The sequence below is a fragment of the Streptomyces sp. PA03-1a genome (assembly GCF_033792805.1).
In the GTDB taxonomy this organism is placed as follows: domain Bacteria; phylum Actinomycetota; class Actinomycetes; order Streptomycetales; family Streptomycetaceae; genus Actinacidiphila.
Genome location: NZ_JARAVO010000138.1, coordinates 1 through 24,376 on the forward strand (window position 1 = coordinate 1; position 24,376 = coordinate 24,376).

Below are 24,376 nucleotides of genomic sequence, written 5' to 3' on the forward strand. Positions count from 1 at the left end.
GAGGAGGGGCGGGGAGGACGGGCGTCAGGCGGGCAGGGCCTACGCGCCCCAGCCGGCCTGGGTGCCGCCGACGCGGTCGGCCACGATGTGCTCCTGCCAGCCGGAGGCGTGGTATGCGGCGACGGGGTCGGGGGCCAGGCCGCGCTCCTCGCGCACCTCGCGCAGCAGAGGGCGCACGTCGGTGTTGTACGCGTCCATGAGCACGGCGTTGGCGGCGAGCACGTCACCGGAGCGCTGTGCCTCGCCCAGGGCGTCGAGGTCCACCAGGAGGGCCTTGGCGGTGGCCTCCTGGACGTTCATCACCGAGCGGATGACCGCGGGGATCTTGGCCTCGATGTTGTGGCACTGGTCGAGCATGAAGGCCACGCCGGTCGCCGCATCGAGGCCGCCGTTCTTGGCGACCTCGTGCAGGATCCGGAAGAGCTGGAAGGGGTCGGCGGCGCCGACCATCAGGTCGTCGTCGGCGTAGAAGCGGGAGTTGAAGTCGAATCCGCCGAGCTTCCCCTGGCTGAGCAGGAAGGCGACGATGAACTCGATGTTGGTGCCCGGCGCGTGGTGGCCGGTGTCGACGACGACCTGCGCCTTGGGGCCGAGCTTGAGGCAGTGCGCGTAGGCGGTGCCCCAGTCCGGGACGTCGGTGGTGTAGAACGCCGGCTCGAAGAGCTTGTACTCCAGCAGCATCCGCTGGTCGTCGCCGAGCCGCTCGTAGACCTCGGTGAGGGCCTCGGCGAGACGCTCCTGGCGGCCCACGATGTCGTCCTGGCCGGGGTAGTTGGTGCCGTCGGAGAACCAGAGCTTGAGATCGGCGGAGCCGGTGGCGTCCATGATGTCGACGCACTCCAGCAGGTGGTCCGTGGCCTTGCGGCGGACCCGGGGGTCGGGGTGGCACACGCTGCCGAGCTTGTAGTCGTCGTCCTGGAAGACGTTGGAGTTGATCGCGCCCAACTCCAGCCCGCGCTCCTTGGCGTGGGCGCCGAGCGCGGTGTAGTCGTCCACCCGGTCCCAGGGGATGTGCAGGGCCACCTTGGGGGCGACGCCGGTGAACTCGTGCACCTTCGCAGCGTCGTCGAGCTTCTCGTACGGGTCACGGGGCACCCCGGCCTGGGCGAAGACCTTGAAACGGGTGCCGGAATTGCCGTAACCCCAGGACGGCGTCTCGATCCGCTGGGCTGTGAGTGCGGCCTTGACGGCTGCGATGTCAGGCATGTCCACCTCGGATGGCTCGGTGAATCGGCTCAGTGAACCGGCTTCAGTGAATCGATTCATTCGCCTGTGAAGCTATCCACGTCCACCGGTGGCCGTCAAGAGGTCCACCGGTCTCGATCCCCGTTATTGAATCGTGTCATCCGTGCTGCAAAAGCGCGTTGTTGCTGTTCGTGCGGCATTGTCAGGCCTGTTACCTGCGGGTTTCACGAGGGTGCAGGTCAGGCGGGGGAGGCGGCGGCTCTTGACGCCTTCGCAGGGCGGGGCTAGCTTCCCGGCAACTCCGTTGAAACATTTCATAGCAGGAGGGCGCAATGACGCACCCCGAACCGGAGACCACTCCGGTGCTCGCGCTCGAGGGGGTGAGCAAGTCCTTCGGTGCCGTTCGCGCTCTGCGCGGTGTGTCGCTCCGGCTGCACGCCGGCGAGGCCCATGCCCTGGCGGGCGAGAACGGCGCCGGCAAGTCGACACTGATCAAGACCCTCGCGGGTGTGCACCGCCCGGACACCGGCACGGTGCTGCTCGACGGCCGGCCCGTGGAGTTCCACGGCCCGGGGGACGCCCGTGACGCGGGGGTCGCCGTCATCTACCAGGAGCCGACGCTCTTCCCCGACCTGTCGGTGGCCGAGAACATCTTCGTCGGCCGCCAGCCCCGCCGTTCGCTGGGCAGGGTCGACCACAAGGCCGTGCGCGAGGCCGCGGCCGATCTCTTCCGCCGCCTCGGCGTGGACCTCGACCCGGAACAGCCGGCGCGCGGACTGTCCATCGCCGACCAGCAGTTGGTGGAGATCGCCAAAGCGCTCTCCTTCGACGCCCGCGTCCTGATCATGGACGAGCCGACCGCCGCGCTCACCGGCAGTGAGGTCGCCCGCCTCTTCGGCGTCGTCAAGTCCCTGCGCGAGCAGGGCGCCGCGGTGCTCTTCATCTCCCACCGCCTCGAGGAGATCTTCGCCCTCTGCCAGCGGGTCACCACCCTGCGGGACGGCGCGTGGATCGCCAGCGAGCCCCTCGACGGGCTCACCGAGGACGACCTGGTGCGCCGCATGGTCGGCCGCGACCTGGACGAGCTCTACCCCAAGCAGGACGCCGAGATCGGCGAGGTCGCCCTCAGCGTGCGCCGGCTCACCCGCGAAGGTGTCTTCACCGACGTCTCCTTCGAGGTGCGCCGCGGCGAGATCGTGGGCCTGGCGGGCCTCGTCGGCGCCGGGCGCAGCGAGGTCGCCCGGGCGATCTTCGGCGTGGACCGCAGGGACGCCGGGGAGGTCGTCGTCGACGGCAAGCCGCTGCGCGGCGGCGCGCCGAGCCTGGCCATGGCCGCGGGGATCGCTCTGGTCCCCGAGGACCGCCGGGCCCAGGGCCTGGTGATGGACATGTCCATCGAGCGCAACATCGGCCTCACCGGCTTCGCCGCCACCACCAGGGGCGGTCTGATGAGCCGCAGCGCCGAGCGCAGCCGCGCGCTGGACTGGGCCGTCCGGCTCCAGGTCAAGTACGCCCGGCTGGCCGACGTCGTCGGCACGCTCTCGGGCGGCAACCAGCAGAAGGTCGTCCTCGCCAAGTGGCTCGCCACCGCGCCAGGGGTGCTGATCGTCGACGAGCCCACGCGCGGCATCGACGTCGGCACCAAGGCCGAGGTGCACCGGCTGCTGTCGCGGCTCGCGTCCGAGGGCGTGGCCGTACTGATGATCTCCTCCGACCTGCCGGAGATCCTCGGCATGGCGGACCGCGTCCTGGTGATGCACGAGGGACGACTGACGGCCGAGATCCCCCGGTCGGAGGCGACCGAGGAATCCGTGATGGCGGCGGCCACCGGCCGCGTGAGGAGGGCGGCGTGACCGTGACCGCCGACACCCCGCAGCAGATCGCCGCGGACGAACCGACCGCGTCCCGCCGCTTCCTGGACCGGGTGCTGAAACTGCGGGCGCTCGCCGTGCTCGCCGTGCTCGTGGTCATGCTGGCCGCGACCCAGGTCTACAACAGCGAGTTCCTGTCCCAGCAGGGCGTCAAGGACCTCCTGCTGAACGCCACCATCCTCGTGCTGGTCGCCATCGGCCAGGCCATGGTCGTCATCACCCGCAACGTCGACCTGTCGGTCGGCTCGGTGCTCGGCATCTCGGCCTTCGCCGCCGGCACCTACCTGCACGGCGGCGGCAACCCGCTGGTCGCCGTGCTCATCGCGGTCGCGCTCGGCGTGCTCTTCGGCCTGCTCAACGGCCTGCTGGTGAGTCTGGGTCAGGTCCCCGCCCTGGTGGTGACCCTGGGCACGCTCTACATCATCCGCGGCATCGACTCCATCTGGGTCGGATCCCGTCAGATCACCGCGGGCGACCTGCCGGCGAGCTTCGTCGACTTCGGTCACGACGGCCTGTCGGTGGTCCCCTACCTCGCGCTCCTGACGCTCGCGGTGCTGGTCGCGGTCGGCTACTACCTGCGCAGCTACCGCGGCGGCCGCGACCTGTACGCGCTGGGCTCCAGCCCGGAGGCCGCCCGGCTGGCCGGCGTGCCGGTCCGCAAGCGGATCCTGACCGCGTACGTGGTGTGCGGGGCGCTCGCCGGACTCGCCGGCGCGCTCTACCTCGCCCGGTTCGGCAACGTCGACTCCGGCACCGGCAACGGCTACGAACTGACCGTCGTCAGCGCCGTGGTGGTCGGCGGCGTCGCCTTCACCGGCGGCTCCGGCACCGTGTACGGCGCCGCGCTCGGCGCCCTGCTGCTGACCTCGATCAACAGCGTCCTGCCCTCCATCGGCGTCAGCTCGGTGTGGGTGCTGGCCATCGACGGCGTCCTGCTCCTGCTCGCCATCGCCGTCGACCGGATCGTGGCGCTGCGGGTGGCCGGCGTCCTCCGCAAGCGGGCCGCACAGATGAGGAGTGCCCACCATGCCTGAGACCACCAAGGCCCCCGCCCCGCTCGCCCGCCTCGGCGGCGCGGTGCGCTGGGACACCGCGGTCGGCGCCCTGCTCGTCGTCCTGCTGATCTGCTCCTTCTCCTTCGTGGACAACTTCGGCAACGCCCTGAACGTGTCCTTCCTGATCGGCAACACCCTGCCGATCGCGCTCATCGCGCTGCCGATGACCATGCTCGTGGTCTCCGGCGAGATCGACCTGTCCGTCGGCTCCACCGCCGGCCTGTCCGGGGCCGTGATGGGCGCGCTGTGGAACGGCGGCATGGCGATCGAGACGATCATCCCGCTCTGCCTGCTCCTCGGCGCCCTGTGCGGCCTGGTCAACGGCCTGCTCGTGACCCGGCTCGGCCTGCCCTCGCTCGCCGTCACCATCGGCACGCTGGCCGCCTACCGCGGCATCGCGCAGATCGTGCTCGGCGCCGACTCCGTCACCGACTTCCCGCAGCAGTACCTCGACTTCGGCGCCGGCCGGATCGACGGCACCTTCATCCCGTACGCGGCGATCCCCTTCGCCGTCCTGCTGCTGGTCGCCGTCCTCGTGCTCCACGCGACCCCCTTCGGACGTTCCCTGTTCGCCGTCGGCGCCTCTGAGGAGGCGGCTCGGTTCGCGGGTGTGCGCGTGCGGCGGCTGAAGCTGGCGATGTTCGTGACGACCGGTCTGGTCTCCTCCCTCACCGGGATCTTCTGGGCCCTGCACTACGCCAGCGCGCGCTACGACAACGCCACCGGTCTGGAGCTGTCCGTCATCGCCGGGGTCCTGCTCGGCGGCATCGACTTCGACGGCGGGAAGGGCACCCTGGGCGGCGCGATCGCCGGGGTGTTCCTGCTCGGCGCCGGCCAGAACGTCATGAGCCTGCTCAACGTCTCGGCCCAGTCCCAGATCGTCGTCACCGGCGTGCTCTTGGTGATCTCCGTCCTCGCCCCGAGGATCGGCCGTCAGGTCTCGCAGGCCAGGGCGCGCAGGAGGTCGGGCGACGAGGCCCCGGCCGCGCTCGCCGCCTCGTGAACCCCCACCTCACCCCGCACCCGTCACACGGCACCACCAGCACCACCACCCGCACCCCGTCCCGTCCTCACTCCGGCACCCGCTCCGGAGGCGAAAGGATCACCATGTCCAGCAGAACCCTCACCCGTCGCGCCACCGTCGTCGTCGCCGTGACCGCGGCCGTCGCGCTCGGCGCCACGGCCTGCGGCGGCACCACCAAGAACTCCTCCAAGGACAGCGGCGGCGGAGCCAAGGCGACCGCGTCGGCCGACCCCAACGCGGCGACCAAGAAGGGCCTGACCGTCGCCTTCCTGCCCAAGCAGGTCAACAACCCGTACTTCACCATCGCCGACGGCGGCGGCAAGCAGGCCCTGGACGCGCTGGGCTCGACCTACAAGGAGGTCGGCACCAGCAACGGCACCGACACCGCCGGCCAGGTCAGCTACGTCAACACCCTGACGCAGCAGCAGGTCGACGCGATCGCCGTCTCCGCGCAGGACCCGGGCGCGCTGTGCACCTCGCTGAACCAGGCCCGCAAGAACGGCATCAAGGTCGTCACCTACGACTCGGACACCAAGCCGGAGTGCCGCGACCTGTTCGTGTCGCAGGCCAGCTCCGAGGACCTGGGCCGCACCGAGGTGCAGCTGCTGGCCGAGCAGATCGGCTACAAGGGCGAGATCGCGATCCTCTCGGCGGCGCAGACCGCCACGAACCAGAACACCTGGATCGACTTCATGAAGGACGAGCTCAAGGACCCCAAGTACAAGGACGTCAAGCTGGTCAAGGTCGCCTACGGCAACGACGACGCCCAGCAGTCCTTCCAGCAGACCCAGGGCCTGCTCCAGCAGTACCCCAACCTGAAGGGCATCATCTCCCCGACCACGGTGGGCATCAAGGCGGCCGCCCAGTACCTGGCGGGCTCCAAGTACAAGGGCAAGGTCAAGCTGACCGGCCTCGGCACGCCCAACGACATGCGCGCCTACGTCAAGAACGGCACCGTCGAGGCCTTCGAGCTGTGGGACCCGGCCAAGCTCGGCTCGCTCGCCTCGTACGCCGCGGTCGCCCTGTCCTCCGGCCAGATCTCCGGTGCGGAGGGCCAGACCTTCAAGGCCGGTGACCTGGGCAGCTACACCATCGGCAAGGACGGCGTGGTGGTGCTCGGCAAGCCGACCGTGTTCACCAAGGACAACGTCGACCAGTTCAAGTTCTGAGAGCCGGGGCGTGGCGGAGAAGGGCCGCACGGTGGGGATCAAGGACGTCGCCCGTGAGGCGGGGGTGTCCGTGGGCACGGTCTCCAACGTGATCAACCGGCCGGACGCGGTCCCCGAGGCCACCCGGGTCCGTGTGCAGCGCGCCATCGCCCGGCTGGGGTACGTACGCAGCGAGTCCGCCCGGCAGTTGCGGGCGGGCCGCAGCAGGATCATGGCCCTGCTCGTGCTCGACATGGGCAACCCGTTCTTCGTCGACGTGGCACGCGGCGCGGAACGGGCGGCCCGGGCGGCGGGGCTCGGCGTGATGGTCTGCAACAGCGCGGAGAACCCGCAGGAGGAGGCCGCGTACCTGTCGCTCTTCGCGGAGCAGCGGGTACGCGGGGTGCTGGTGACGCCGGCCGACGCCGACGGCGGCAACCTCGCCGCGTTCCGGCGGCACCGCATCCCCTTCGTCCTCGTCGACCGGGTGGCGGCGGGCACCGCCGAGTGCTCGGTGTCGGTGGACGACGTGGCCGGCGGCCGGATGGCCGTCGGCCACCTGGCGGCGGCCGGGCACCGGAGGATCGCGTACGTCTCCGGCCCCGGGCACCTTCACCAGGTCCGCGACCGGCGCGAGGGCGCGCTCGCCGCCCTGGCGGAGGCCGGGCTGCCGCCGGAGACCCTGCGCGAACTGCCCACCGAACGGCTGGACGTCGTCGCCGGACGGGACGCCGGTCACCGCCTGCTCGGCCTCCCGGAGCGGCCGACCGCCGTGTTCTGCGCCAACGACCTGCTCGCCCTCGGGGTGCTGCAGGCGCTGTACGCGGCGGGGGTGGACGTCCCCGGCGAGATGGCCATCGTCGGCTACGACGACATCGAGTTCGCGGCCGCGGCGGCCGTGCCGCTCACCTCCGTGCGGCAGCCCGCCACGAACATGGGCGCGCTGGCCGCCGGGATGCTGCTGGAGGAGACCGGGCCGCAGGCCCGGGAGCACCAGCATCGCCGGGTCGTGCTCCAGCCGGAGCTGGTGGTCCGGGACTCCAGCCTGATCAGGCGCTGAGCCGGCCCGTCCGGGGGCCGGTCCGGGCCGGGTTGCGGTGCGGCGCTGGTTTCGGCCGCCCGGCCGCTGATCCGCGCGCACGTGCGTACGGGGACGGGATCGGTCGCTGGCCCGGGAGCACCGGTGCCGGTGCGGGTCTCCGCGTCGCCGGGGCCACCGGCCCGATCAGGCGCTGGGCCAACCCGGCCGATCCGGGCGTCCGGCCGCGGTGCGGCCCATGGTCAGCGCGAGCTTGCGCAGCCGGCGCCAGTCCGTGCGCACGCCCGTGGCCGGCACCCCCGGGCGGCCGCGGGGCACCCGGACCCGCAGCGCGCCGGGGCGGATGCGGCAGCGCACGGGCGTGGGCAGCACGAGCGCCTCGCCGTCCACGCCCGCGTCGATCTCGTCGGCGTCGGCCGTGGTCACCACCTCCCGCGCCGTCGCCACGGTGAGCCCGGAGGCGACCCGCGGGCCCATCAGCAGCCCCGCGGCCTGGGCCGCGTTGTCGACCTTGACGCCGAGCAACCCCAGCAGACCGGTGTCGAGACGGTCCCGGCGGCCGAGCCCGGCCGGGTCGTCGGTCCGGTACGGGTTGTTGCTCACCAGCACGGCCTGCGGCTCGTCGACGACGGTGTCCCCGGCCGTGGCCGTCAGCCGGGGCCCGGCGCGGTGGGTGAGCAGGTCGGGCAGGAGTTCCAGGATGGTGCCGACCTTGTCGTCCCGGTACGCGGGACTCTGCACGACGGCCGCGTAGGCGCCGAACGACACGTTGTTGACGAAGGGCCGGTCGCCCACGTAGCCGAGGTCGACCCGCAGCTCCACGCCGTCCCTGAGCGCGTCCAGGCAGGCCGCGGGGTCGGCGCGGTCCAGACCCAGGTCCATGGCGAAGTGGTTGCGGGTGCCCGCGCAGATCACCAGGAACGGCAGTCCCCGTTCGACGGCCACCCCGGCCACCAGCGCCTGCGTGCCGTCCCCGCCGGCCACCCCGAGCAGGTCGGCGCCCTCGTCGGCCGCCTGCCGGGCCAGCTCGGCGACGTCCTGCGGGTGTTCGGGGTCGAGCAGCACGACCCGGGCGCCGAGCGCCTCCGCCTTCTCCTTCAGCCCGAAGGCGCCGACCTTGCCGCCGCCGGAGCGCGGGTTCATGATCAGGAACGGTCGCCGCGGCCGGGCCGCGATCCGTTCCCGCAGCCGTGCCTCATGGGCCCGGGTGGCGCGCACCGCGTTGCGCCCGGCGCCGACGGCCAGCGCCCACAGCGCCAGCGAGGTGACCACGACCCAGAGCAGATTGGCCCGGTCGTAGAAGGCGAGGACGGCCAGCGGGGTCACCACGGTCAGCAGTACGGCCAGCGCCCGCACCACACCGCGGCGGGTCAGCACCCACCACGCCCCTGCCGCCGTCACCGCGGTGCCGCCCAGCGCGGCGCCCACCAACGCGATGCTGCGCAGCCCCGCGACCACCAGCGGCAGCGCCACGGCCGCCCCCGCCGCGGCCAGGGCCAAGCGGGCGAGCCAGCGTTGTGCGACGTGCCTGCGCGAGAGGTGCTCCATGCTCCGACAGTGCCACCGGACGGCCCCGCCCCGCCATCCCGGCCGTTCCCCCGGGTGTCGATCCGGCCCCGTCCCGGGGTGCTACGGTCCCCAGGCATCCGGCGGCGGACCTCACGTACCGTCACCGTCCCCCTCCCGAAGGAGTCCGAGCCCGTGACCGAAGGTGACGCCGCCGCTTGGGACTTCCCCCGTAGCGACGGCTTCTGCAAGCCCACGCGTACACCGCCGGCGGACGAGAACCTGCTGTGGTCGGTGGAGACGCTGGCGATCTCGTTCGGCAAGCGGGCCCACAGCGTCCGGCTGTTCCTGGAGGCGGTGGAGCGGGTGGTGTCCGGGGACTCTCCCGGCTCGTCGGTGAACACCACGACGGCGTTCGTGCGCGGACGCGACGACGGCGCGTTCGAGCTCTGCGACAAGTACGGCCAGTTCGAGAACACCGTGGTGTCCGCCCGGGAGCTGACCTCGATGCTCTCCGCGCTGGCGGCGCGGATCGAGGCCGGCTGACCTGCGGCCCGGGGCCGGCGCCGCGGTATCAGCTCGTGCAGCGCAGCACCCCCGCCGCCTGCTTGGCCGTGAGCACCCGCCGCACGCTGTTCGCGACCAGCGTCCGCACCTTCGGTTCGTGGCGCATGGCGTAGCGGATGCCCTCGGCCATCGTGGGGATGCCCTTGGGGGAGACGGTGAGGGTGAGGTCGCCGCCGGCGCGGAGGAAGGACAGGGCGCGCTGGCCGAGGGCGACGGACTGGGCGGAGGCGGCCTTGCCGAGGTCGTCGGAGATGATGACGCCCTTGAAGCCCAGGTCGCGGCGGAGGGTCTGATCGACGATCAGCGAGGAGAAGACGGCCTTGTGCTTGGGGTCGATGCGCTTGTACGTCGCCAGCGACACCATCACCAGCCCCGCGCCCGCGGAGATGCCCGCGCGGAAGGGGGCGATGTTGCTGCCGGTGCGGGTCAGCGTCGTGTCCGTCACCGAGGCGGTCGTGTCCGTGTTGCCCTTGACGCTGCCGAGGCCCGGGAAGTGCTTGGGCGTGGTCAGCACCCCGGCCGTCTTCGAGCCCTGGACGTACGCCGTGACGTGCGGGGACACCACGCCGGACGTCGCGCCGAACTGGCGGCCGTAGCGGCCGATGGGGGCGTTCGCGGTGCCGATCGAGGTGGGGACGATGTCGGCGACGGGGGCCAGGTTGACGTTGACGCCCGCCTTCTTCAGCTCCTTCGCCCAGCCCTCCGCGCGCGAGCGCAGCGTGGCGGTGGACCAGGTGCCCTGCGTCTTCCCGCTGGGGATGGTGGAGAAGCCGGTGCCCTTGAGGACCTGCACCTGACCGCCCTCCTGGTCCGTGGAGACCAGCAGGCCGACCCGCTGCCCGGCCACCGTCTGCCCGAGCGACTTCTGCAGCCCGTCCACCAGGGTCCGGGTCTTCGTCACGCCGGCCGTGCTGCGCCCCGCGAGGAACACCGACCCGACGGCGTACGACCGCATCGCGTCCTGGTCCGCCTTCGGCGGCGAGGGCAACTGGGCCGCCCCCATGAAGAGCTGACCGACACGCTGGGTGTCGTTCATCGCGGCCAGGACCCGGTCGACGCAGGACCCCTTCGGGGTGGCGGTGGCGGCCGCGCGCCCCGTGGCGACCATGGACTCCGGGGCGGACGGCGCCCCCTCGCAGGCGGTCAGAGCCAGCGTGGTGGCCAGCAGGGCGAGGGACACGCGTCGGGGCGTGAGGGCGTACGAGGTCACACATGCAGCGAATATCCTGATTGTCCGTTGTGTCAATCGGAGCGGGACGCCGGGGGAGGGGTCATGACGAGCCGTTACGTCGCCGTGGTGGGGCCCGCGGAGGCCGGGGAGCCGGAGCGCGAGGTCGCCCGCAGGGTCGGCGAACTCCTTGCCCGGCGCGGCGCCGTCGTCGTCTGCGGCGGCCTCGGCGGGGTGATGGGCGCCGCGTCCGAGGGAGCCCGCGCGTACGGCGGGACCACCGTCGGACTCCTCCCGGGCCGGGACCGCCGGGCGGGTGACCCGTCCCTCTCCGTGGCGATCGCCACCGGCCTCGGCGAGCTCCGCAACGGCCTGGTCGTCGCCGCCGCCGACGCCGTGGTGGCGGTCGGCGGCAGCTGGGGCACCCTGAGCGAGGTGGCGCTCGCCCTGCGGACCGGCAAGCCCGTCGTCGTGGTCGACGGCTGGGACGTGCAGGGGCCCCCGGCCGGGGAGACGTTCCTGCGGGCGGCCTCCCCGGAGGAGGCCGTCGATGCGGTGGAGGCCGCGCTGGCGGAGACCTCCTCCGGGGGCTGAGCGACGGGGGAGGCACCGCGGGTCGGAGCGCGATGGTCTTCAGGTCGGTGCAGCGGGCCGGCCCTGCCGCGCCGAGCTCACGGCCGCGGCGCCGTCGACGTGGAAGGTGCCCGTGCGGAACTGCCGCGCGACCTCAAGGCCGTGCTCCCGGTTCGCCGTCCGCACCTCGCCGCCCAGCCGGTACGGGGGAGTCGTTGGCGATGCGGACGGCCTCGTCCTCGTCGTCGCAGGGGATGACGACCGGCACCGGACCGAAGGTCTCCGCACGTCGGTCCGCAACGCGTCGTCGACGTCGGCGAAGACGGCGGGACGCACGTGGTACCCGCCCTCCGGGCCCCCGGGGGTCCCGGGGCCGCCCGTCACGAGCCGGGCGCGGGCGGGGGAGTGGCGAAGGCCGTCCGCATCCGTTCGCGAGGGCCTCGGCGGGCCGTAGGGGGCGCGTGTCGCCGGGGTCGGGGCCGCGCTCCTGGCCCGCGGCGCGGCGGCCTGGGCCACCTCCCCGGGCAGACGGGCCCGGGCGGCGAGCCGCGCCCTGCCGGGCGCCTGGCGTCGGCAGCCGCACGAGGGACCTCGGGTCGCGGGATCGCCCACGGCCGTCCGGTCCGCGCCCGCGCGCGGCTCCGCCATCAGGCGCCGCTGGACCGGCAGGGCCCGCCCTTTGGGGGTGGTTCGTACCATCACCGGATGGTTCGCCGTGCCCTGGCGGGGGTCGTCGCAGGTTGCCCGAACCGCGCCGTGTCGCCGTTGGGACATGTCCCAGCTGTGACAGCTGATACCCGGTGACACCTCCCCGGCATCGGCAGATTCTGTCGGACAGCGCGTGACCCGGAGCTGTACGAAAGGTGTTTGGCTGATGGCATGGTTCCGCCTCACGGCGGCGATATCGACAGTGCTGGTGGTGACGCTCGGAGGCTCGACGACCGCCTCCGCAGGGACCACCCCGGACGGCCCGGCGCGATCCGCCGACCGTGACGGGACGTCCTCCACCACCGTCCGGCTGGTGAGCGGTGACCGGGTGACGGTGACGTCGCTGCCCGGTGGGCGGAGGACCGCCTCGGTCCAGCCCGGACCTGGCCGCGAACACATCCCCTTCCGCACGCTGGAAGCCGACGACAAATCGCTGACCGTCATGCCGTTCGACGCCGAGGCACTGGTGTCCGCGGGCACCCTTGACCGCCGGCTGTTCAACGTGACGGCACTGATCGCCGCCGGATACGACGAGGCGCACACCTCCACGCTGCCGCTGATCGTCTCCTCGCGGCCCGAGCCGTCACGGGACGGGGCCCGCGTGACGTCGCAGGCGGCGAAGACCGCCGGGGCGACCGCCGACCGGCTGGTGGCGCTCCGCGCGGACAAGACGTCCGCGCGCACCCTGGAGAGCATCGACGCCCGCTCCCTCCGGGTCGCCGGCGACGAACTCGGCGCCTTCTGGAAGACGCTGAACCCCGGCGGCGGGACCTCGGACGCCGCCCGGGCCGCGGTGACCCCGCGGGTCTCGCTGGACGGCAAGGTGAAGGCGGTCCTGGACCGCAGCACCGCGCAGATCAACGCGCCCGCCGCGTGGAAGGCCGGGTACGAGGGCCAGGGTGTGAAGGTCGCGGTGCTGGACACCGGTGTCGACGCGAACCACCCCGATCTCGCGGGGCGGATCGCGGAGGCCAGGAACTTCTCCGACAGCGCGAACACCGATGACCACTTCGGGCACGGCACGCACGTCGCCTCGACCGTCGGCGGCACCGGTGCGGCGTCGGCGGGGACCCGGCGGGGCGTGGCGCCCAAGGCCGACCTGCTGGTCGGCAAGGTGCTCGGCGACGACGGCTCGGGCTCGGAGTCGCAGGTCATCGACGGTATGGAGTGGGCGGCGGGCGAGCACGCCAAGGTCGTCAACATGAGCCTCGGTGCGGACATCCAGACCGATGGCACCGACCCGATGAGCCAGGCCGTCAACACCCTGACCGCGTCGACGGACACGCTGTTCGTCATCGCCGCGGGCAACGCCGGCCCGGGGCCGTCCACCGTCGGCTCGCCGGGCGCTGCCGACGCCGCGCTGACCGTGGGCGCCGTCGACCGGGACGACTCCCTCGCCTCCTTCTCCAGCCGCGGCCCGCGCTTCGGCGACGGCGCCGTCAAGCCCGACGTGACCGCCCCGGGCGTGGGCATCGTGGCCGCCCGTGCCGCGGGCACCACCATGGGCGACCCGGTCGACGCGAACTACGTCGCCGCCTCGGGCACGTCGATGGCGACTCCGCACGTCGCGGGCGCCGCGGCGCTGCTGGCGCAGCAGCACCCGGGCTGGGGCGCGCAGCAGATCAAGGACGCGCTGATCAGCACTTCGCGCACGGTGCCCGGCACCAAGGTGACCGAGCAGGGCGGCGGCCGGATCGACCTGGCCACCGCCATCGGCCCGATCACCGCGACCGGCACGGTCGCGCTGCCCCCGGTCCAGAACGGCGGGACGGCGGGACGGCAGCAGGCGGCCACCGTGCGCTACACCAACACCGGTGACAAGACGGTCGATCTGAAGCTGGCCGTCAAGCTGTCCACCGGAACCGGGCGCGCGCTGCCCGACGGGGTCGTCACCCTCGGCTCCGGCACCGTGAGCCTCGCGCCCGGTGCCACCGCCGACGTCCCGCTGAGCACCGACGCGGCCCACGCCGCGCGCGGGAAGTACTACGGCTACGTCACCGCCGCGGCGGCCGACGGCACGGTTGTCGCCCACACCACCGTCAGCCTCAACGTGCACGCCCCCAAGCACAAGTTGACCGTGGTCGCCCGCGACCGCGACGGCAAGGTCATCGAGGGCGCGGCGCCGACGATCTGGGGCGCCGACGGGTTCGTGCAGTACAGCGGCGTCGAGCCCGCCGTCGCCGAGGTCGAGGAGGGCACCTACCAGCTCAGCTTCGGGACGCTGGACAGGGCCGCCGACGGCCAGGAGCTCCGCGAGGTGGTCAACCCGGAGGTGAAGGTCACCAAGGACACCACGGTGACGCTCGACGCCTCCAAGGTCACCGAGGTGAAGATCCGCACGCCCCGGCCCGCCGAGCAGCGCGGCATCCTCAGCTACCAGACGTACCGGAAGATCGACGGCAACGGCCTGATCCAGGGCGTGATGTTCTTCGACATCGCCAAGCGGATCTACGTCAGCCCCACCGCGCGCGTCACCGACGGCGACTTCGAGTTCGCCTCGCGCTGGCAGCTGGTCGCCCCGCAACTGCGGGCGAAGGTCTCCGGCACGTCGCCGGCCTTCACCCCGTACTACGTGCCCGCGTCCCCGGCCTTCGACGACAAGGGTGCCAAGCTGACCGCCGTCGACGCCGGCACCGGCACCGCGGCCGAGCTGAAGAAGGCCGGCGTGCGCGGCAAGCTGGCCGTGGTCCGCTGGGACTTCTCCGACGACCGGCAGCTCGCCAAGGCGGCCAAGGAGGCCGGGGCCAAGGCGCTGATGCTGGTCGTGGAGGAGGGCTTCTACCCCTGGACCCGGTGGAGCCCGACCGGTGACCGCATGGCCCTGCCGACCATGCGCGCCGGCACGGCGGAGGGCACCGCGCTCCTCAAGCGCATCAAGAAGCGCACCACCACGGTGGAGTTCTCCGGCACGGTGCGCAGCCCGTACCTGTACGACGTGATGCAGGTGTCCAAGGGCTTCGTTCCGAAGAACCTGGTGCACACCGTCTCCGAGCGCGAGAGCGCCGTGGTCCGCAGCACCTACACCCGTACCGGCGCCTCGCAGTGGGCGAGCGAGCAGCGCTTCGGGTGGCGTCCGTACCAGGACACCGCCTGGAACCAGTACAGCCGTGAGGTGCCGACGGGCCGGGAGCGCGTGGAGTACGTGACCGGCGGGGACACCCTGTGGCGCCACACCGTGCACCACAACGTCGTCTTCGGCATGGACACCCCGCTCGGGGCAGGCATGCGGGACGTGCCGCGCACCTACCGGTCCGGTCAGAAGGCCACGGAGCGCTGGTTCGGGGCCGTGGTCCGTCCGTCGATTCCGCGCGGCGCGGCCTGGCCGTCGGTGCGCAACGGCAACACCCTGTCCGTCTTCGTTCCGGAGTTCAACGACTCCGGCACCGGCCACTATTCGTTCTACGAGCTCAACGGCCTCGGTGGCGGCATCGGAACCGGCGCGGCCCGCGTCGGCGACGGAGCGCCGGTGGACGACACCGCCACCGCGGTGCTCTACCGCGACGGGAAGCAGATCGCCGCGTCCGACCAGGGCGCGTGGGGCGACTTCGAGGTGCCGGCGGGCGACGCGAAGTACCGGCTGGACCTGGCGACCACCCGGGTATCGGACGACTGGCGCTTCGGCGCCGGCACCCGCACCTCGTGGTCCTTCCGCTCCGGTTCCGCCGCCGACACGACGCTGCTGCCCCTGCTGCAGGTCGACTACGCGGTGCCGGTCGACGCCCGCAACGCGGTGGGCCCCGCCCGCCGGTACCAGCTGGGCCTGAACGTGCGGATGCAGGACGGCATGGCCGCGCCGCGCGGGGTGACCCTGCGGGTGGAGACGTCCTACGACGACGGGCGGACCTGGACCCGGGCGGGCACGGCCCGCAAGGGTGGCGGCTTCACCGCCACCGTGGAGCGTCCGTCGCGGGTGCGCGGCGACGCCTACGTGACGCTGCGCGTGACCGCGACCGACGCGGCCGGCAACAGCGTCCGGCAGACGGTGGACCGCGCGTACCTGCACAGCGGCGCACGGGCCTCCGGAGGACGGTGACGGTGGGGCGTCACCGTTGACACAGCGGCGGGTGCAGGGGAGTGTGGGCCCCGGCACCCGCCGCGCCATTGGCACGAAACATTTCCCGGGTATAGTCCGGCCTTTAACGAAATGTACGGCTTGTGCCCGCCCTGTGCGCATGCCGTGCGGACCCGTTCGGACCCGGAGGAACGCGGCATGCTCGAGGCGGCTGGCCTCACCGCGGTCGAGGAGACCGTCTACCGGCTTCTGGTCACCACCGCGACCGCCTCGGCGGACGACGTCGCGGTACAGACGGGCCTCCCGCCCGGGCAGACGGAGGGCGTCCTCGCCTCCCTCGCCACCAAGGGGCTCGCCAGCCCCACCGACAACCGCCCCCGGCACTACGCCGCCACCCCGCCCGACGTGGCCCTGCTGCCGCGTCTGCAACGCCAGGCCGACGCCCTCGACAAGGCCCGCACCGCGGTCACCGACCTGCTGGACAGCTACCGCAGTACGGCGCGCCGCCAGGACGCCGGCCAGCTCATCGAGGTCATCACCGGCAGCCAGGCGCTGCGCCAGCACCTGCGGCAGATGCAGGAGAACGCGCGCCACGAGATGCTCTGGTTCTGCAAGGCGCAGTACGTCGCCATGCCCTCGGGGAGCAACCGCGCCGAGTACGACGCCCTCGCCCGCGGCGTGCGGTACCGCGTCCTGTACGAGCGGGCGTTCTTCGACGACGACGGGGCCATTGACAACGTTGTTGAGGGCGTCCAGGCCGGGGAGATAGCCCGCTCCGTGCCCCATCTGCCGCTGCGGCTCGCGGTCGCCGACCGCACCATCGCCATCTGCCCCCTGGTCCCCGGCGGCCCGCACGGCAGCCCGAACGAGCCGACCGCGGCGCTGCTGCGCGACAGCAGCCTCCTGGAGGCGCTGACCGCGCTGTTCGAACGCTACTGGGAGGACGCGGTACCGCTGCACGTCAGCGCGTCCGGCGCGATGAGCGGCGCCGACGACGCGGACGGCTCCGACCCGCTGAGCGAGACCGACCGCCGGCTGCTGTCGCTGCTCGTCGCGGGCGTGGCGGACAAGGCCATCGCCAGCCAGATGGGCCTGAGCCGGCGCACCGTCCAGCGCCACATCCAGCACATGATGACGCTGGCAGGCGCCGCGACCCGCATGCAGCTCGCATGGCAGGCGGCCCGCCGCGGCTGGCTCTGACCAGGGGTGCGGAGGGGCCGCGGGCGTAGGGTGAGAAGTGGCGCGAGTGCCCAAGGCCCCGGAGCGTTGGTGCCATGTCCCGACGTCACACCGCTCCCTCCAGCAGCAGCGCCGAGGAGCTGTTGAACACACTCGGACAGCTCACCGGCCGCATCCTGGAGCGGATCAAGATGCAGCAGGCTCGGGTGGAGCTGGCGGCCGCTCTCCAGCGGCACACCCTCCGCGCCGCGCTCCCGGCCGTCCCGGGGCTGCGCGTGGCGGGCCGGTACGCCCCCGCGCGTGACGGGCTCGACATCGGCGGCGACTGGTACGACGTGTTCCCCATGCCGGACGGCAGCGTCGGCTGCGCGATCGGCGACGTGCAGGGCCACGACGTCGAGGCCGCCGCCTACATGGGCCAGGTGCGCACCTGCCTGCGCGCCGTCGCCGTCGCGACCACGGAGCCCGCGGAGGTGCTCGCCCGCACCAACGACCTGCTGATCTCCATGGGCTCCGGGCTCTTCGTGACGTGCACCTTCCTCCGCTTCGACCCCGCGACCTGCGAACTGGTCGACGCCCGCGCCGGGCACGTCCCGGCGGTGTGGGCCACCGACGACGGCCACTGCGAGGTCGTGCTCGACGAGGGCGGCCTGCCGCTGGGCATCCTCGACGGCGAGAAGTACCCGTCGACACGCCGCGTCCTGGCCGGCACCGGTGCCTTCGTGCTGGTCACCGACGGCGTGGTGGAGGGACCCGGCCATCCCCTCGACGAGGGGCTGGCCCGTGTGGCGGACCTGGCCGCCGCCGGCTGCACCGCCGACCCCGACGAACTGGCCGCCCGGGTGATCGCCGTGGCCGACCTCACCGGGCACAGCGACGACGCCGCCGTACTCGTCCTCGGCCACGGCGGTCCCTGCGGGACGGCACCGCGATGACCGCCGACGGCCACGGCGAGGGGCTCCGGCGGCACCGGGCCACGGCCCTGTGGATCCTGGTGATGGCCGCCGCCTACTACGGCGGGGCCCGCATCGGCCTGGAGCAGCAACTGGTGCGCGGTCAGGTCACCCCGATGTGGCCACCGACCGGGATCGCCCTGGTCGGACTGCTGCTCGGCGGGATCCGGCTGTGGCCGGGCGTCGCGATCGGCGCGTTCGCCGTGAACATCGCGATCGGGCCGTCGTTCCTGCCCGTGCTGGGGATCGTGGCGGGCAACACCCTCGCTCCGGTGTGCGCCTGCCTGCTGCTGCGCAGGGTCGGGTTCCGCGTCGAACTCGACCGGCTGCAGGACGCGCTCGCCCTGGTGTTCCTCGGCGCGCTCGGGGGGATGCTGATCAGCGCGACGATCGGCAGCGGCGTGCTGGTGGCCTCCGGTGCCGTGCCGGTGGGCGCCTTCTGGTCCACCTGGTCGGTCTGGTGGACCGGCGACGCGATGGGCGTGCTGGTGATCGCGCCGCTGCTGCTCGTCCTGCGCACCGTCCAGGCGCCGCGCGGGGTCCCGCCGTACCGCTGGGCGGAGGCGGCGGCGCTCGTGGCGGGCACCGCGCTCGTCACGTTCGTCGCCACGCACAGCACGCCGGGACTGCTCTTCCTCGTCTCCCCGCTGCTGATCTGGGCCGCGTTCCGCTTCCAGCTGGCCGGCGCCGCGCCCTGCGTCCTGATCACCTCGCTCATCGCGATCGCGGCCGCGGCGGACGGGTCCGGCCCGTTCGCCGGACTCGACCTGTTCGCCAAGATGGTGACCCTCCAGGCCTTCAACGGGTCCGCCGCGCTGACCGCCCTGCTGCTGTCGGCGACCGTCACCGAACGGGAGCACACCCGCCGAGAGATCGAGCAGGTCTGCCGCAGGCTCGGCGAGGCCCTGTCCCGCCTCGCGCCCGACGAGAAGATCGAGCACTGGGCGGCCGTGCCGCCCGGCGAGCGCGGCCACGAGTAGCAGAGCCGTTCCGCGCGTCCTCCCGCCGGGGTGGCGCTACTTTGAGAGGGGGCCCCACGAGGGCCGCCACAGCGGACGGAGGTGCCGGTGGGGACTGACGGCGGCAAGGACGCCGAGGGCCTGCCACGGCTGCAGCTGGACGAGTTGCTGGACGAGCTGCAATCGCGCATCGACGCGGTGCGGGGGACGCGGGACCGGGTGCACAGCCTGCTGGAGGCGGTGCTGTCGGTCGGGCGGGAGCTGGACCTGCCACAGGTGCTGCGGCGCATCGTGGAGGCCGCGGTCCTGCTGGTGGACGCCGAGTACGGGGCGCTGGGCGTGATCGGCGACGACGCGCGGCTGGCCCAGTTCCTGACGGCGGGCGTCAGCGACGAGCAGATCAAGGCGATCGGGCCGCTGCCCTCGGGCCACGGCATCCTGGGCGAGCTGATCCGCCACCCGGTGCCGCTGCGCCTGGAGGAGATCGCGCAGCACCCGGCCTCCCACGGCTTCCCGGCGAACCACCCGCCGATGCACTCCTTCCTGGGGGTGCCGATCCGGATCCGCGACGAGGTGTTCGGCAACCTGTACCTGACGGAGAAGCGGGGCGGCAAGGAGTTCGACGGCGAGGACGAGACGGTGCTGTCCACCCTGGCGGTGGCGGCCGGGGTGGCGATCGACAACGCCCGGCTGTACGAGGAGGCGAGGTCGCGGCAGCGGTGGCTGGAGGCGAACGCGGAGATCACCGGCGGCCTGCTGTCGGGCATCGACGAGGACGCGGTGCTGGAGCTCATCGTGGAGCACGCCCGGAGCATCCTCGGCGCGGACCTCGGCGTGCTGGCGCTGCCCGCCGGGACCGGCGACGGCATCACGATGGCGATCGCCACCGGCATCGACGCCGACACCCACCAGGGGCTGACGCTGCCCCGCGAGGGATCGTTCACCGGGGCGGCCATGGCCGCGAACGAGCCGCTGACCAGCGTCGACATCCAGCGCGATCCGCGGGTGGTGGCGGGCCCGCCGCGGTTCGGCGGCCTGGGCCCCGCGGTGGCCGTGCCGATGGCGACCCCGCAGGGGGTGCGCGGTGCGCTGCTGCTGGCCCGCGCCGAGGGGGAGGCGCCCTTCACGGAGGCGGAGACCGCGCCGCTGCTGGGCTTCGCGGGCTCGGCGGCCCTGGCGATGGAGCTGGCCGAGCGCCGCCGGGCGGCCGAGCAGCTGGTCCTCCTGGAGGACCACGACCGGATCGCCCGCGACCTGCACGACCTGGCGATCCAGCGGCTGTTCGCGACCGGGATGACGCTGCAGAGCGCGATGCGGTTCGTGGACCACCCGCAGGCGAGCGAGCGGCTGCTGCGGGCGGTGGACGACCTGGACGAGACGATCAAGATCATCCGCTCCACGATCTTCGGTCTGCGCAGCCACGAGACCGGCCCCGGCCGCCAGGGGCTGCGGGTGCGGACGGCGAAGGCGGTGGAGGAGGCGGTGCCCGGCCTGGGCTTCACCCCGTCCCTGCGCATGGAGGGGCTGATCGACACGGACGTGCCCGCCGCGGTCGCCGAGCACGTGGTGGCGGTGCTGGCCGAGGCTCTGTCGAACGTGGCCCGCCACGCCAGGGCCGGTGCCGCGGAGGTCTCCCTGGTCGTCGGCTCGGGCACGCTGACCCTGACGGTCAGCGACGACGGCGTCGGCGTCCCCGAGGACGGGCGCCGCAGCGGACTGGCCAACCTCGAGCGGCGCGCGAAGGAGCTGGGCGGCACGATGACGCTCGAGACACCTGACCACGGCGGCACCCGCCTGGTGTGGCGGGTGCCGTCGGACGGTGGCCGTACGCGCTGATCAGCCCCGCTCCGCGGCCTCGTGGGCCGGCACCCGCGACGCACCGGCCCCGGACGCCGCGGCGCCGAACCGGATGAGCATCTGCACCAGGCCCGGACCGCAGTCCGTGGTCCGCATCGCCGCCCGCAGGTCAGGCCACTCCATCGCCTCGTGCAGCAGCGTCGCGTGGACGGTGTGCGCCGTCGCCAGGAGCACCACGTGCTCCATCGCCTGCCCCGCCCGCAGCCAGTCCGCGCACGAGTCGTGGGGCGTGCACAGCGCCGCGACCAGGGGCCGCCGTTCGGGATCGACGGCGGCCGCTCCGGCCCCCGCGTCCTCGTGGACCCGGCCCCCGGAACCCACGGCGCGGCCCGTGCCCGTCGTGCCGCGCTGCTCCGCCTCCGCGGTCAGCCGCAGCAGCCGCAGGGCCTCCTCGGCGCGCGGCAGGGTCAGCGACGCGCCCTCCGCGTGCGCGGCGTCGATCAGCTCCAGCACCACCGCCCCCGTCGGGCAGTGCGCGAAGTACGGCGTACGGCAGCTGTGCCGGCGCCAGATCGCGTCGTACAGGTCCCGGTACGGGCGGTCGCCGACGCGGAGCGGGCCGATCGGGCGCACGGCGGCGAGCAGGTCGGCGTCGCCGGGTACGGGCAGCAGCTGCACGGCAGGCTCCCAGCCGAAGTGGGCCAGCGCGACCCGCAGGTTGAACACCGCGGCGCCGACGGACACGTGCAGGGCGCGCGCCGCCGCTTCGGACTCCGGCACCCCCGGTTCGGGGACCGCGCGGACCTGGAACGTGCCAATCTCCGGATCGAGGCGGTACCGCCAGGGCCGGCTCCCGCGGAACGAAGGGGCCGCCACAGCGGCGGAGATCAGCTTCTCCAGGGTCGCCCCGTTGAGTGTGGTGGGATTCATGGCGGGCTCCCTCCGGATGATGCGTCTCCCACCTTGCACGTCGCGACCCCCCACAGGGAGGGCCGACCGGCCCTACCGCCTGGGCCCGCCAGGGCATCCTCGCGGGGCCCCGCGTCCCGCGCCGACCGCACAGCCGACCGCACACGGGCGCGCCACCGCCGCGAGGCGAACGGCGGCACCCGGGCGCTGGGGGCCGCAGCTCACGGGCGCGCGGAGTCCCGGCGTCTCAGGGGGCGGAACCCTGCGGGCCGCGCGACGGCCGGGCCTGGGTGGCGAGCACGGGCCGCGGCGGTCACGTCTGCTCCGCCTCGGTGCGCGCCGACGCCGCGAGGCGGGGGCCACGGGCGCTGCCCAGCAGGACCGGTGCTTGCCGATGGTGCCCACTCGGCGCGGGGAAACGGTGGTGCCCACGCCGAGCGGTCGCCGCTCACCGGCGCGCGGAGTCCCGGCGTCTCAGGGGGCGGAACCCTGCGGGCCGCCGGACGGCTGGTGCTGGGTGGCGAGCACGGCGGCCTGGATGCGGCGCTCGACGCCGAGCTTGCCCAGCATCCGGGAGATGTGGTTCTTGACCGTCTTCTCGGACAGGAACAGCCGCTTGCCGATCTGCCGGTTCGTCAGTCCCTCGCCGATCAGCTCCAGGATCTCCCGCTCGCGAGGGGTCAGCCCGGCCAGTGCCTCGTCCTGCGGCTCCGGCGGCTGCTCCTGCTCGCGCAGGCTGTTCATCAGGCGGGCGGTGGTCGCGGGGTCGAGCAGCGACTGGCCCGACGCCACCGTGCGGACGGCGGTGACCAGGTCGGAGCCCTTGATCTGCTTCAGCACGTAGCCGGCGGCACCGGCCATGATCGCGTCCAGCAGGGCGTCGTCGTCGTCGAAGGACGTCAGCATCAGGCAGGCCAGCCCGGGCATGCGCGAGCGCAGCTCCCGGCAGACGTTGATGCCGTCGCCGTCCGGGAGGCGCACGTCGAGGATCGCCACGTCCGGCCGCAGTGCCGGGGCGCGCGCCAGGGCGTGGTCGACCGTGCCCGCCTCCCCGGCGACCTCGATGTCCGGCTCGGCGTCGAGCAGATCGTGCAAGCCGCGCCGTACCACCTCGTGGTCGTCGACCAGGAACACCCTGATCGGCGCCTGCTCCGTGAACTCCCGTGCCTCACTCATCCCGGCCCCCAGGGCGTCTCTTTCCGATCCCGCGGCCTCGCGCCGCCCGGCCCGCGCACCCGCCGCGCCGGCGTTCCTCCGTCCACAGGGATCAAGAAGACACGCCCGCGCGCTCCGCCGCCACCGCTGCCGCCCGATCCCCCGGTCACTCCCGGATCATCCCCCGGGCGGCCCCGCGGCGACAGGGCCGAACGGACCATGCGCCCGTCAGTGCACCGTGCTGCCGCTGCCCTGCGGACCGTACAGGTCAAGGAGCCGGGTGCGGGCCCCCTGCAGCCGGTGCGCGACGATCTGCGCGACCCGGCGCGCGACCGCGCGCCCGAACACCGCGTCGGCCTCGCACAGCGCCCGTATGACCGTGGCGTCGAACTCGTCGGCCCGCACCGGACTCTGGGCCCGCGCGCCGAGGTGCCAGGAGTAGGGCGGGAAGAGCCACGACCAGCCGAGCAGGTCACCCGGGCCGAGGGTCTCGACCACGGCGGGCTGCCGGCCGGGCACGTGCAGGTCGAGGGCGACCGAGCCGGTACGGATGATCCAGAAGCGGTCGGCCCGGTGCCCCTCCTCGAAGATCCGGGCCCGGGCCGGGAAGGACACGTCGCGCGCGAGTTCCAGCAGTCGCCCGCGGGTCTCCGGGGGCAGTGCGTCGAGCAGGCCCGTCGTGGTGGTGGTCATCGCCGTCCTCCCTCTCGTCCGGTACGACGTCACCTCCAGGGTCCTCCGCCACCCGGGAGCGCGAGGAGGGGCCGACCGGCCCCAACACGGGGTCGTCGGGGAGGATGGGCCCATGCCGTCCGCCGTCTCCAAGCCCGCCCCGCCGCCCGCGAGGTCCGCCGCCAAGCGCGGTTGGCGCGGACTGCTGCCGGGCCTGGCCACCCTCGTCGGCTACCGCAGGGCATGGCTGCGCGGCGACCTGCTCGCCGGCGTCACGGTGGCGGCGTACCTGGTGCCGCAGGTCATGGCGTACGCCGAACTGGCCGGGCTGCCGCCGGTCGCCGGGCTGTGGGCCGCCCTCGCCCCGCTCGCGCTGTACGCCCTGCTGGGGTCGTCCCGGCAGCTGTCGGTCGGCCCGGAGTCCACCACCGCGCTGATGACGGCGACCGCCGTCGCGCCCCTGGCCGCGGGGGACCCCGGCCGCTACGCCGTGCTCGCCGCTGCGCTCGCCGTGGTGGTCGGCCTGCTGGCCGTGGTGGCGTGGGCGGTACGGGCGGGCTTCGTCGCCGACCTGCTGTCGCGCCCGGTGCTCGTCGGCTACCTCGCCGGGGTGGCCTGCATCATGATCATCGACCAGCTGCCCAAGCTGACCGGGGTGCCGGTCACGGGAGAGGAGTTCTTCCCCCAACTGGTCTCCTTCGTGACGCACCTGCCGCAGGCGCACGCGGGGACGGTGGCCTTCGCCGCGTTCGCGCTGCTCTTCCTCTTCCTCGCCCAGCGGTACGTCCCCCGCGCGCCCGGTCCGCTGCTCGCCGTGGTCGCCGGCACGGTCGTCGTCGGCGTCTTCGGGCTGGAGGCGCACGGCATCGCGGTCATCGGCGAGGTCCCCTCCGGAC

20 protein-coding genes are annotated in these 24,376 nt (G+C 73.4%); 13 read left to right on the top strand and 7 right to left on the bottom strand.

Annotation, left to right across the window (positions count from 1 at the left end):
* Positions 1-39: 39 nt before the first annotated feature.
* Positions 40-1,206, bottom strand: coding sequence for an L-rhamnose isomerase (gene rhaI / locus PV341_RS27595; protein ID WP_500321538.1), 1,167 nt, complete (start codon positions 1,204-1,206; stop codon positions 40-42).
* Between the two features lie 311 nt (positions 1,207-1,517).
* Here rhaI and PV341_RS27600 point away from each other — a divergent pair, with 311 nt between their 5' ends.
* The 5 genes from PV341_RS27600 to PV341_RS27620 all read left to right on the top strand — a co-directional run bounded on the left by PV341_RS27600 (position 1,518) and on the right by PV341_RS27620 (position 7,343).
* On the top strand, positions 1,518-3,038 hold the full coding sequence (locus PV341_RS27600; protein WP_500321537.1) for a sugar ABC transporter ATP-binding protein: 1,521 nt from the start codon (positions 1,518-1,520) through the stop codon (positions 3,036-3,038).
* Positions 3,035-4,090 carry an ABC transporter permease gene (locus tag PV341_RS27605; RefSeq protein WP_500321536.1) on the top strand — a complete coding sequence of 352 codons (1,056 nt, stop codon included), beginning with the start codon at positions 3,035-3,037 and terminating at the stop codon, positions 4,088-4,090. The genes PV341_RS27600 and PV341_RS27605 overlap by 4 nt, the downstream gene beginning before the upstream one ends.
* Positions 4,083-5,114 (top strand): ABC transporter permease, encoded by a 1,032-nt coding sequence (locus PV341_RS27610; protein ID WP_500359244.1) that lies wholly within the window; start codon positions 4,083-4,085, stop codon positions 5,112-5,114. Before PV341_RS27605 ends, PV341_RS27610 begins: the two co-directional genes overlap by 8 nt.
* A gap of 104 nt (positions 5,115-5,218) precedes the next feature.
* Entirely contained in the window at positions 5,219-6,304 is a 1,086-nt protein-coding gene (gene rhaS / locus PV341_RS27615) for a rhamnose ABC transporter substrate-binding protein (RefSeq protein WP_500321534.1), read from the top strand.
* Between the two features lie 10 nt (positions 6,305-6,314).
* Positions 6,315-7,343 carry a LacI family DNA-binding transcriptional regulator gene (locus PV341_RS27620; RefSeq protein WP_500359245.1) on the top strand — a complete coding sequence of 343 codons (1,029 nt, stop codon included), beginning with the start codon at positions 6,315-6,317 and terminating at the stop codon, positions 7,341-7,343.
* Positions 7,344-7,508: 165 nt separating this feature from the next.
* Here PV341_RS27620 and PV341_RS27625 read toward each other — a convergent pair whose 3' ends face one another.
* A complete protein-coding gene (locus tag PV341_RS27625; protein ID WP_500359247.1) occupies positions 7,509-8,870 on the bottom strand; it encodes a diacylglycerol/lipid kinase family protein in 1,362 nt (453 codons plus the stop codon).
* Positions 8,871-9,023: 153 nt separating this feature from the next.
* Here PV341_RS27625 and PV341_RS27630 point away from each other — a divergent pair, with 153 nt between their 5' ends.
* The gene (locus PV341_RS27630; protein WP_500321531.1) at positions 9,024-9,374 is read left to right on the top strand and encodes a hypothetical protein; all 351 of its coding nucleotides are present in this window, start codon (positions 9,024-9,026) and stop codon (positions 9,372-9,374) included.
* Positions 9,375-9,402: 28 nt separating this feature from the next.
* Here the strand turns inward: PV341_RS27630 and PV341_RS27635 are convergent, their stop codons facing one another.
* A complete protein-coding gene (locus tag PV341_RS27635) occupies positions 9,403-10,605 on the bottom strand; it encodes a glycoside hydrolase family 3 N-terminal domain-containing protein (RefSeq protein ID WP_500359249.1) in 1,203 nt (400 codons plus the stop codon).
* Between the two features lie 63 nt (positions 10,606-10,668).
* On the opposite strand from PV341_RS27635, the gene PV341_RS27640 reads away from it, so the two are divergent.
* A complete protein-coding gene (locus tag PV341_RS27640; RefSeq protein WP_500321529.1) occupies positions 10,669-11,157 on the top strand; it encodes a TIGR00725 family protein in 489 nt (162 codons plus the stop codon).
* A gap of 133 nt (positions 11,158-11,290) precedes the next feature.
* On the opposite strand, the gene PV341_RS27645 is transcribed toward PV341_RS27640, so the two are convergent.
* Positions 11,291-11,719, bottom strand: coding sequence for an aldehyde dehydrogenase family protein (locus PV341_RS27645; RefSeq protein ID WP_500359250.1), 429 nt, complete (start codon positions 11,717-11,719; stop codon positions 11,291-11,293).
* Between the two features lie 291 nt (positions 11,720-12,010).
* Between PV341_RS27645 and PV341_RS27650 the strand changes: the two genes are divergently transcribed.
* The 5 genes from PV341_RS27650 to PV341_RS27670 all read left to right on the top strand — a co-directional run bounded on the left by PV341_RS27650 (position 12,011) and on the right by PV341_RS27670 (position 20,783).
* The gene (locus tag PV341_RS27650) at positions 12,011-15,877 is read left to right on the top strand and encodes a S8 family peptidase (protein ID WP_500359251.1); all 3,867 of its coding nucleotides are present in this window, start codon (positions 12,011-12,013) and stop codon (positions 15,875-15,877) included.
* Positions 15,878-16,054: 177 nt separating this feature from the next.
* Positions 16,055-17,056 (top strand): helix-turn-helix domain-containing protein, encoded by a 1,002-nt coding sequence (locus tag PV341_RS27655; RefSeq protein WP_499514870.1) that lies wholly within the window; start codon positions 16,055-16,057, stop codon positions 17,054-17,056.
* 74 nt (positions 17,057-17,130) lie between these two features.
* On the top strand, positions 17,131-17,970 hold the full coding sequence (locus PV341_RS27660) for a PP2C family protein-serine/threonine phosphatase (protein ID WP_500321526.1): 840 nt from the start codon (positions 17,131-17,133) through the stop codon (positions 17,968-17,970).
* A complete protein-coding gene (locus PV341_RS27665) occupies positions 17,967-18,968 on the top strand; it encodes an MASE1 domain-containing protein (RefSeq protein ID WP_500359252.1) in 1,002 nt (333 codons plus the stop codon). The genes PV341_RS27660 and PV341_RS27665 overlap by 4 nt, the downstream gene beginning before the upstream one ends.
* An 87-nt stretch (positions 18,969-19,055) precedes the next feature.
* Positions 19,056-20,783 (top strand): sensor histidine kinase, encoded by a 1,728-nt coding sequence (locus PV341_RS27670; RefSeq protein WP_500321524.1) that lies wholly within the window; start codon positions 19,056-19,058, stop codon positions 20,781-20,783.
* Here PV341_RS27670 and PV341_RS27675 read toward each other — a convergent pair whose 3' ends face one another.
* From PV341_RS27675 to PV341_RS27685, 3 genes are all read right to left on the bottom strand, one after another.
* Positions 20,784-21,674, bottom strand: a complete 891-nt coding sequence (locus tag PV341_RS27675) for a hypothetical protein (protein ID WP_500359253.1) — start codon at positions 21,672-21,674, stop codon at positions 20,784-20,786. It abuts the gene before it with no gap.
* A gap of 453 nt (positions 21,675-22,127) precedes the next feature.
* Positions 22,128-22,829 (bottom strand): response regulator, encoded by a 702-nt coding sequence (locus PV341_RS27680; RefSeq protein WP_500359254.1) that lies wholly within the window; start codon positions 22,827-22,829, stop codon positions 22,128-22,130.
* A 207-nt stretch (positions 22,830-23,036) separates the two neighbouring features.
* Complete coding sequence (locus tag PV341_RS27685) at positions 23,037-23,501, bottom strand: cyclic nucleotide-binding domain-containing protein (RefSeq protein ID WP_500321521.1); 465 nt, start codon at positions 23,499-23,501, stop codon at positions 23,037-23,039.
* 112 nt (positions 23,502-23,613) lie between these two features.
* Here PV341_RS27685 and PV341_RS27690 point away from each other — a divergent pair.
* A partial coding sequence (locus tag PV341_RS27690) for a SulP family inorganic anion transporter (RefSeq protein WP_500359255.1) occupies positions 23,614-24,376 on the top strand: 763 nt, incomplete at its 3' end.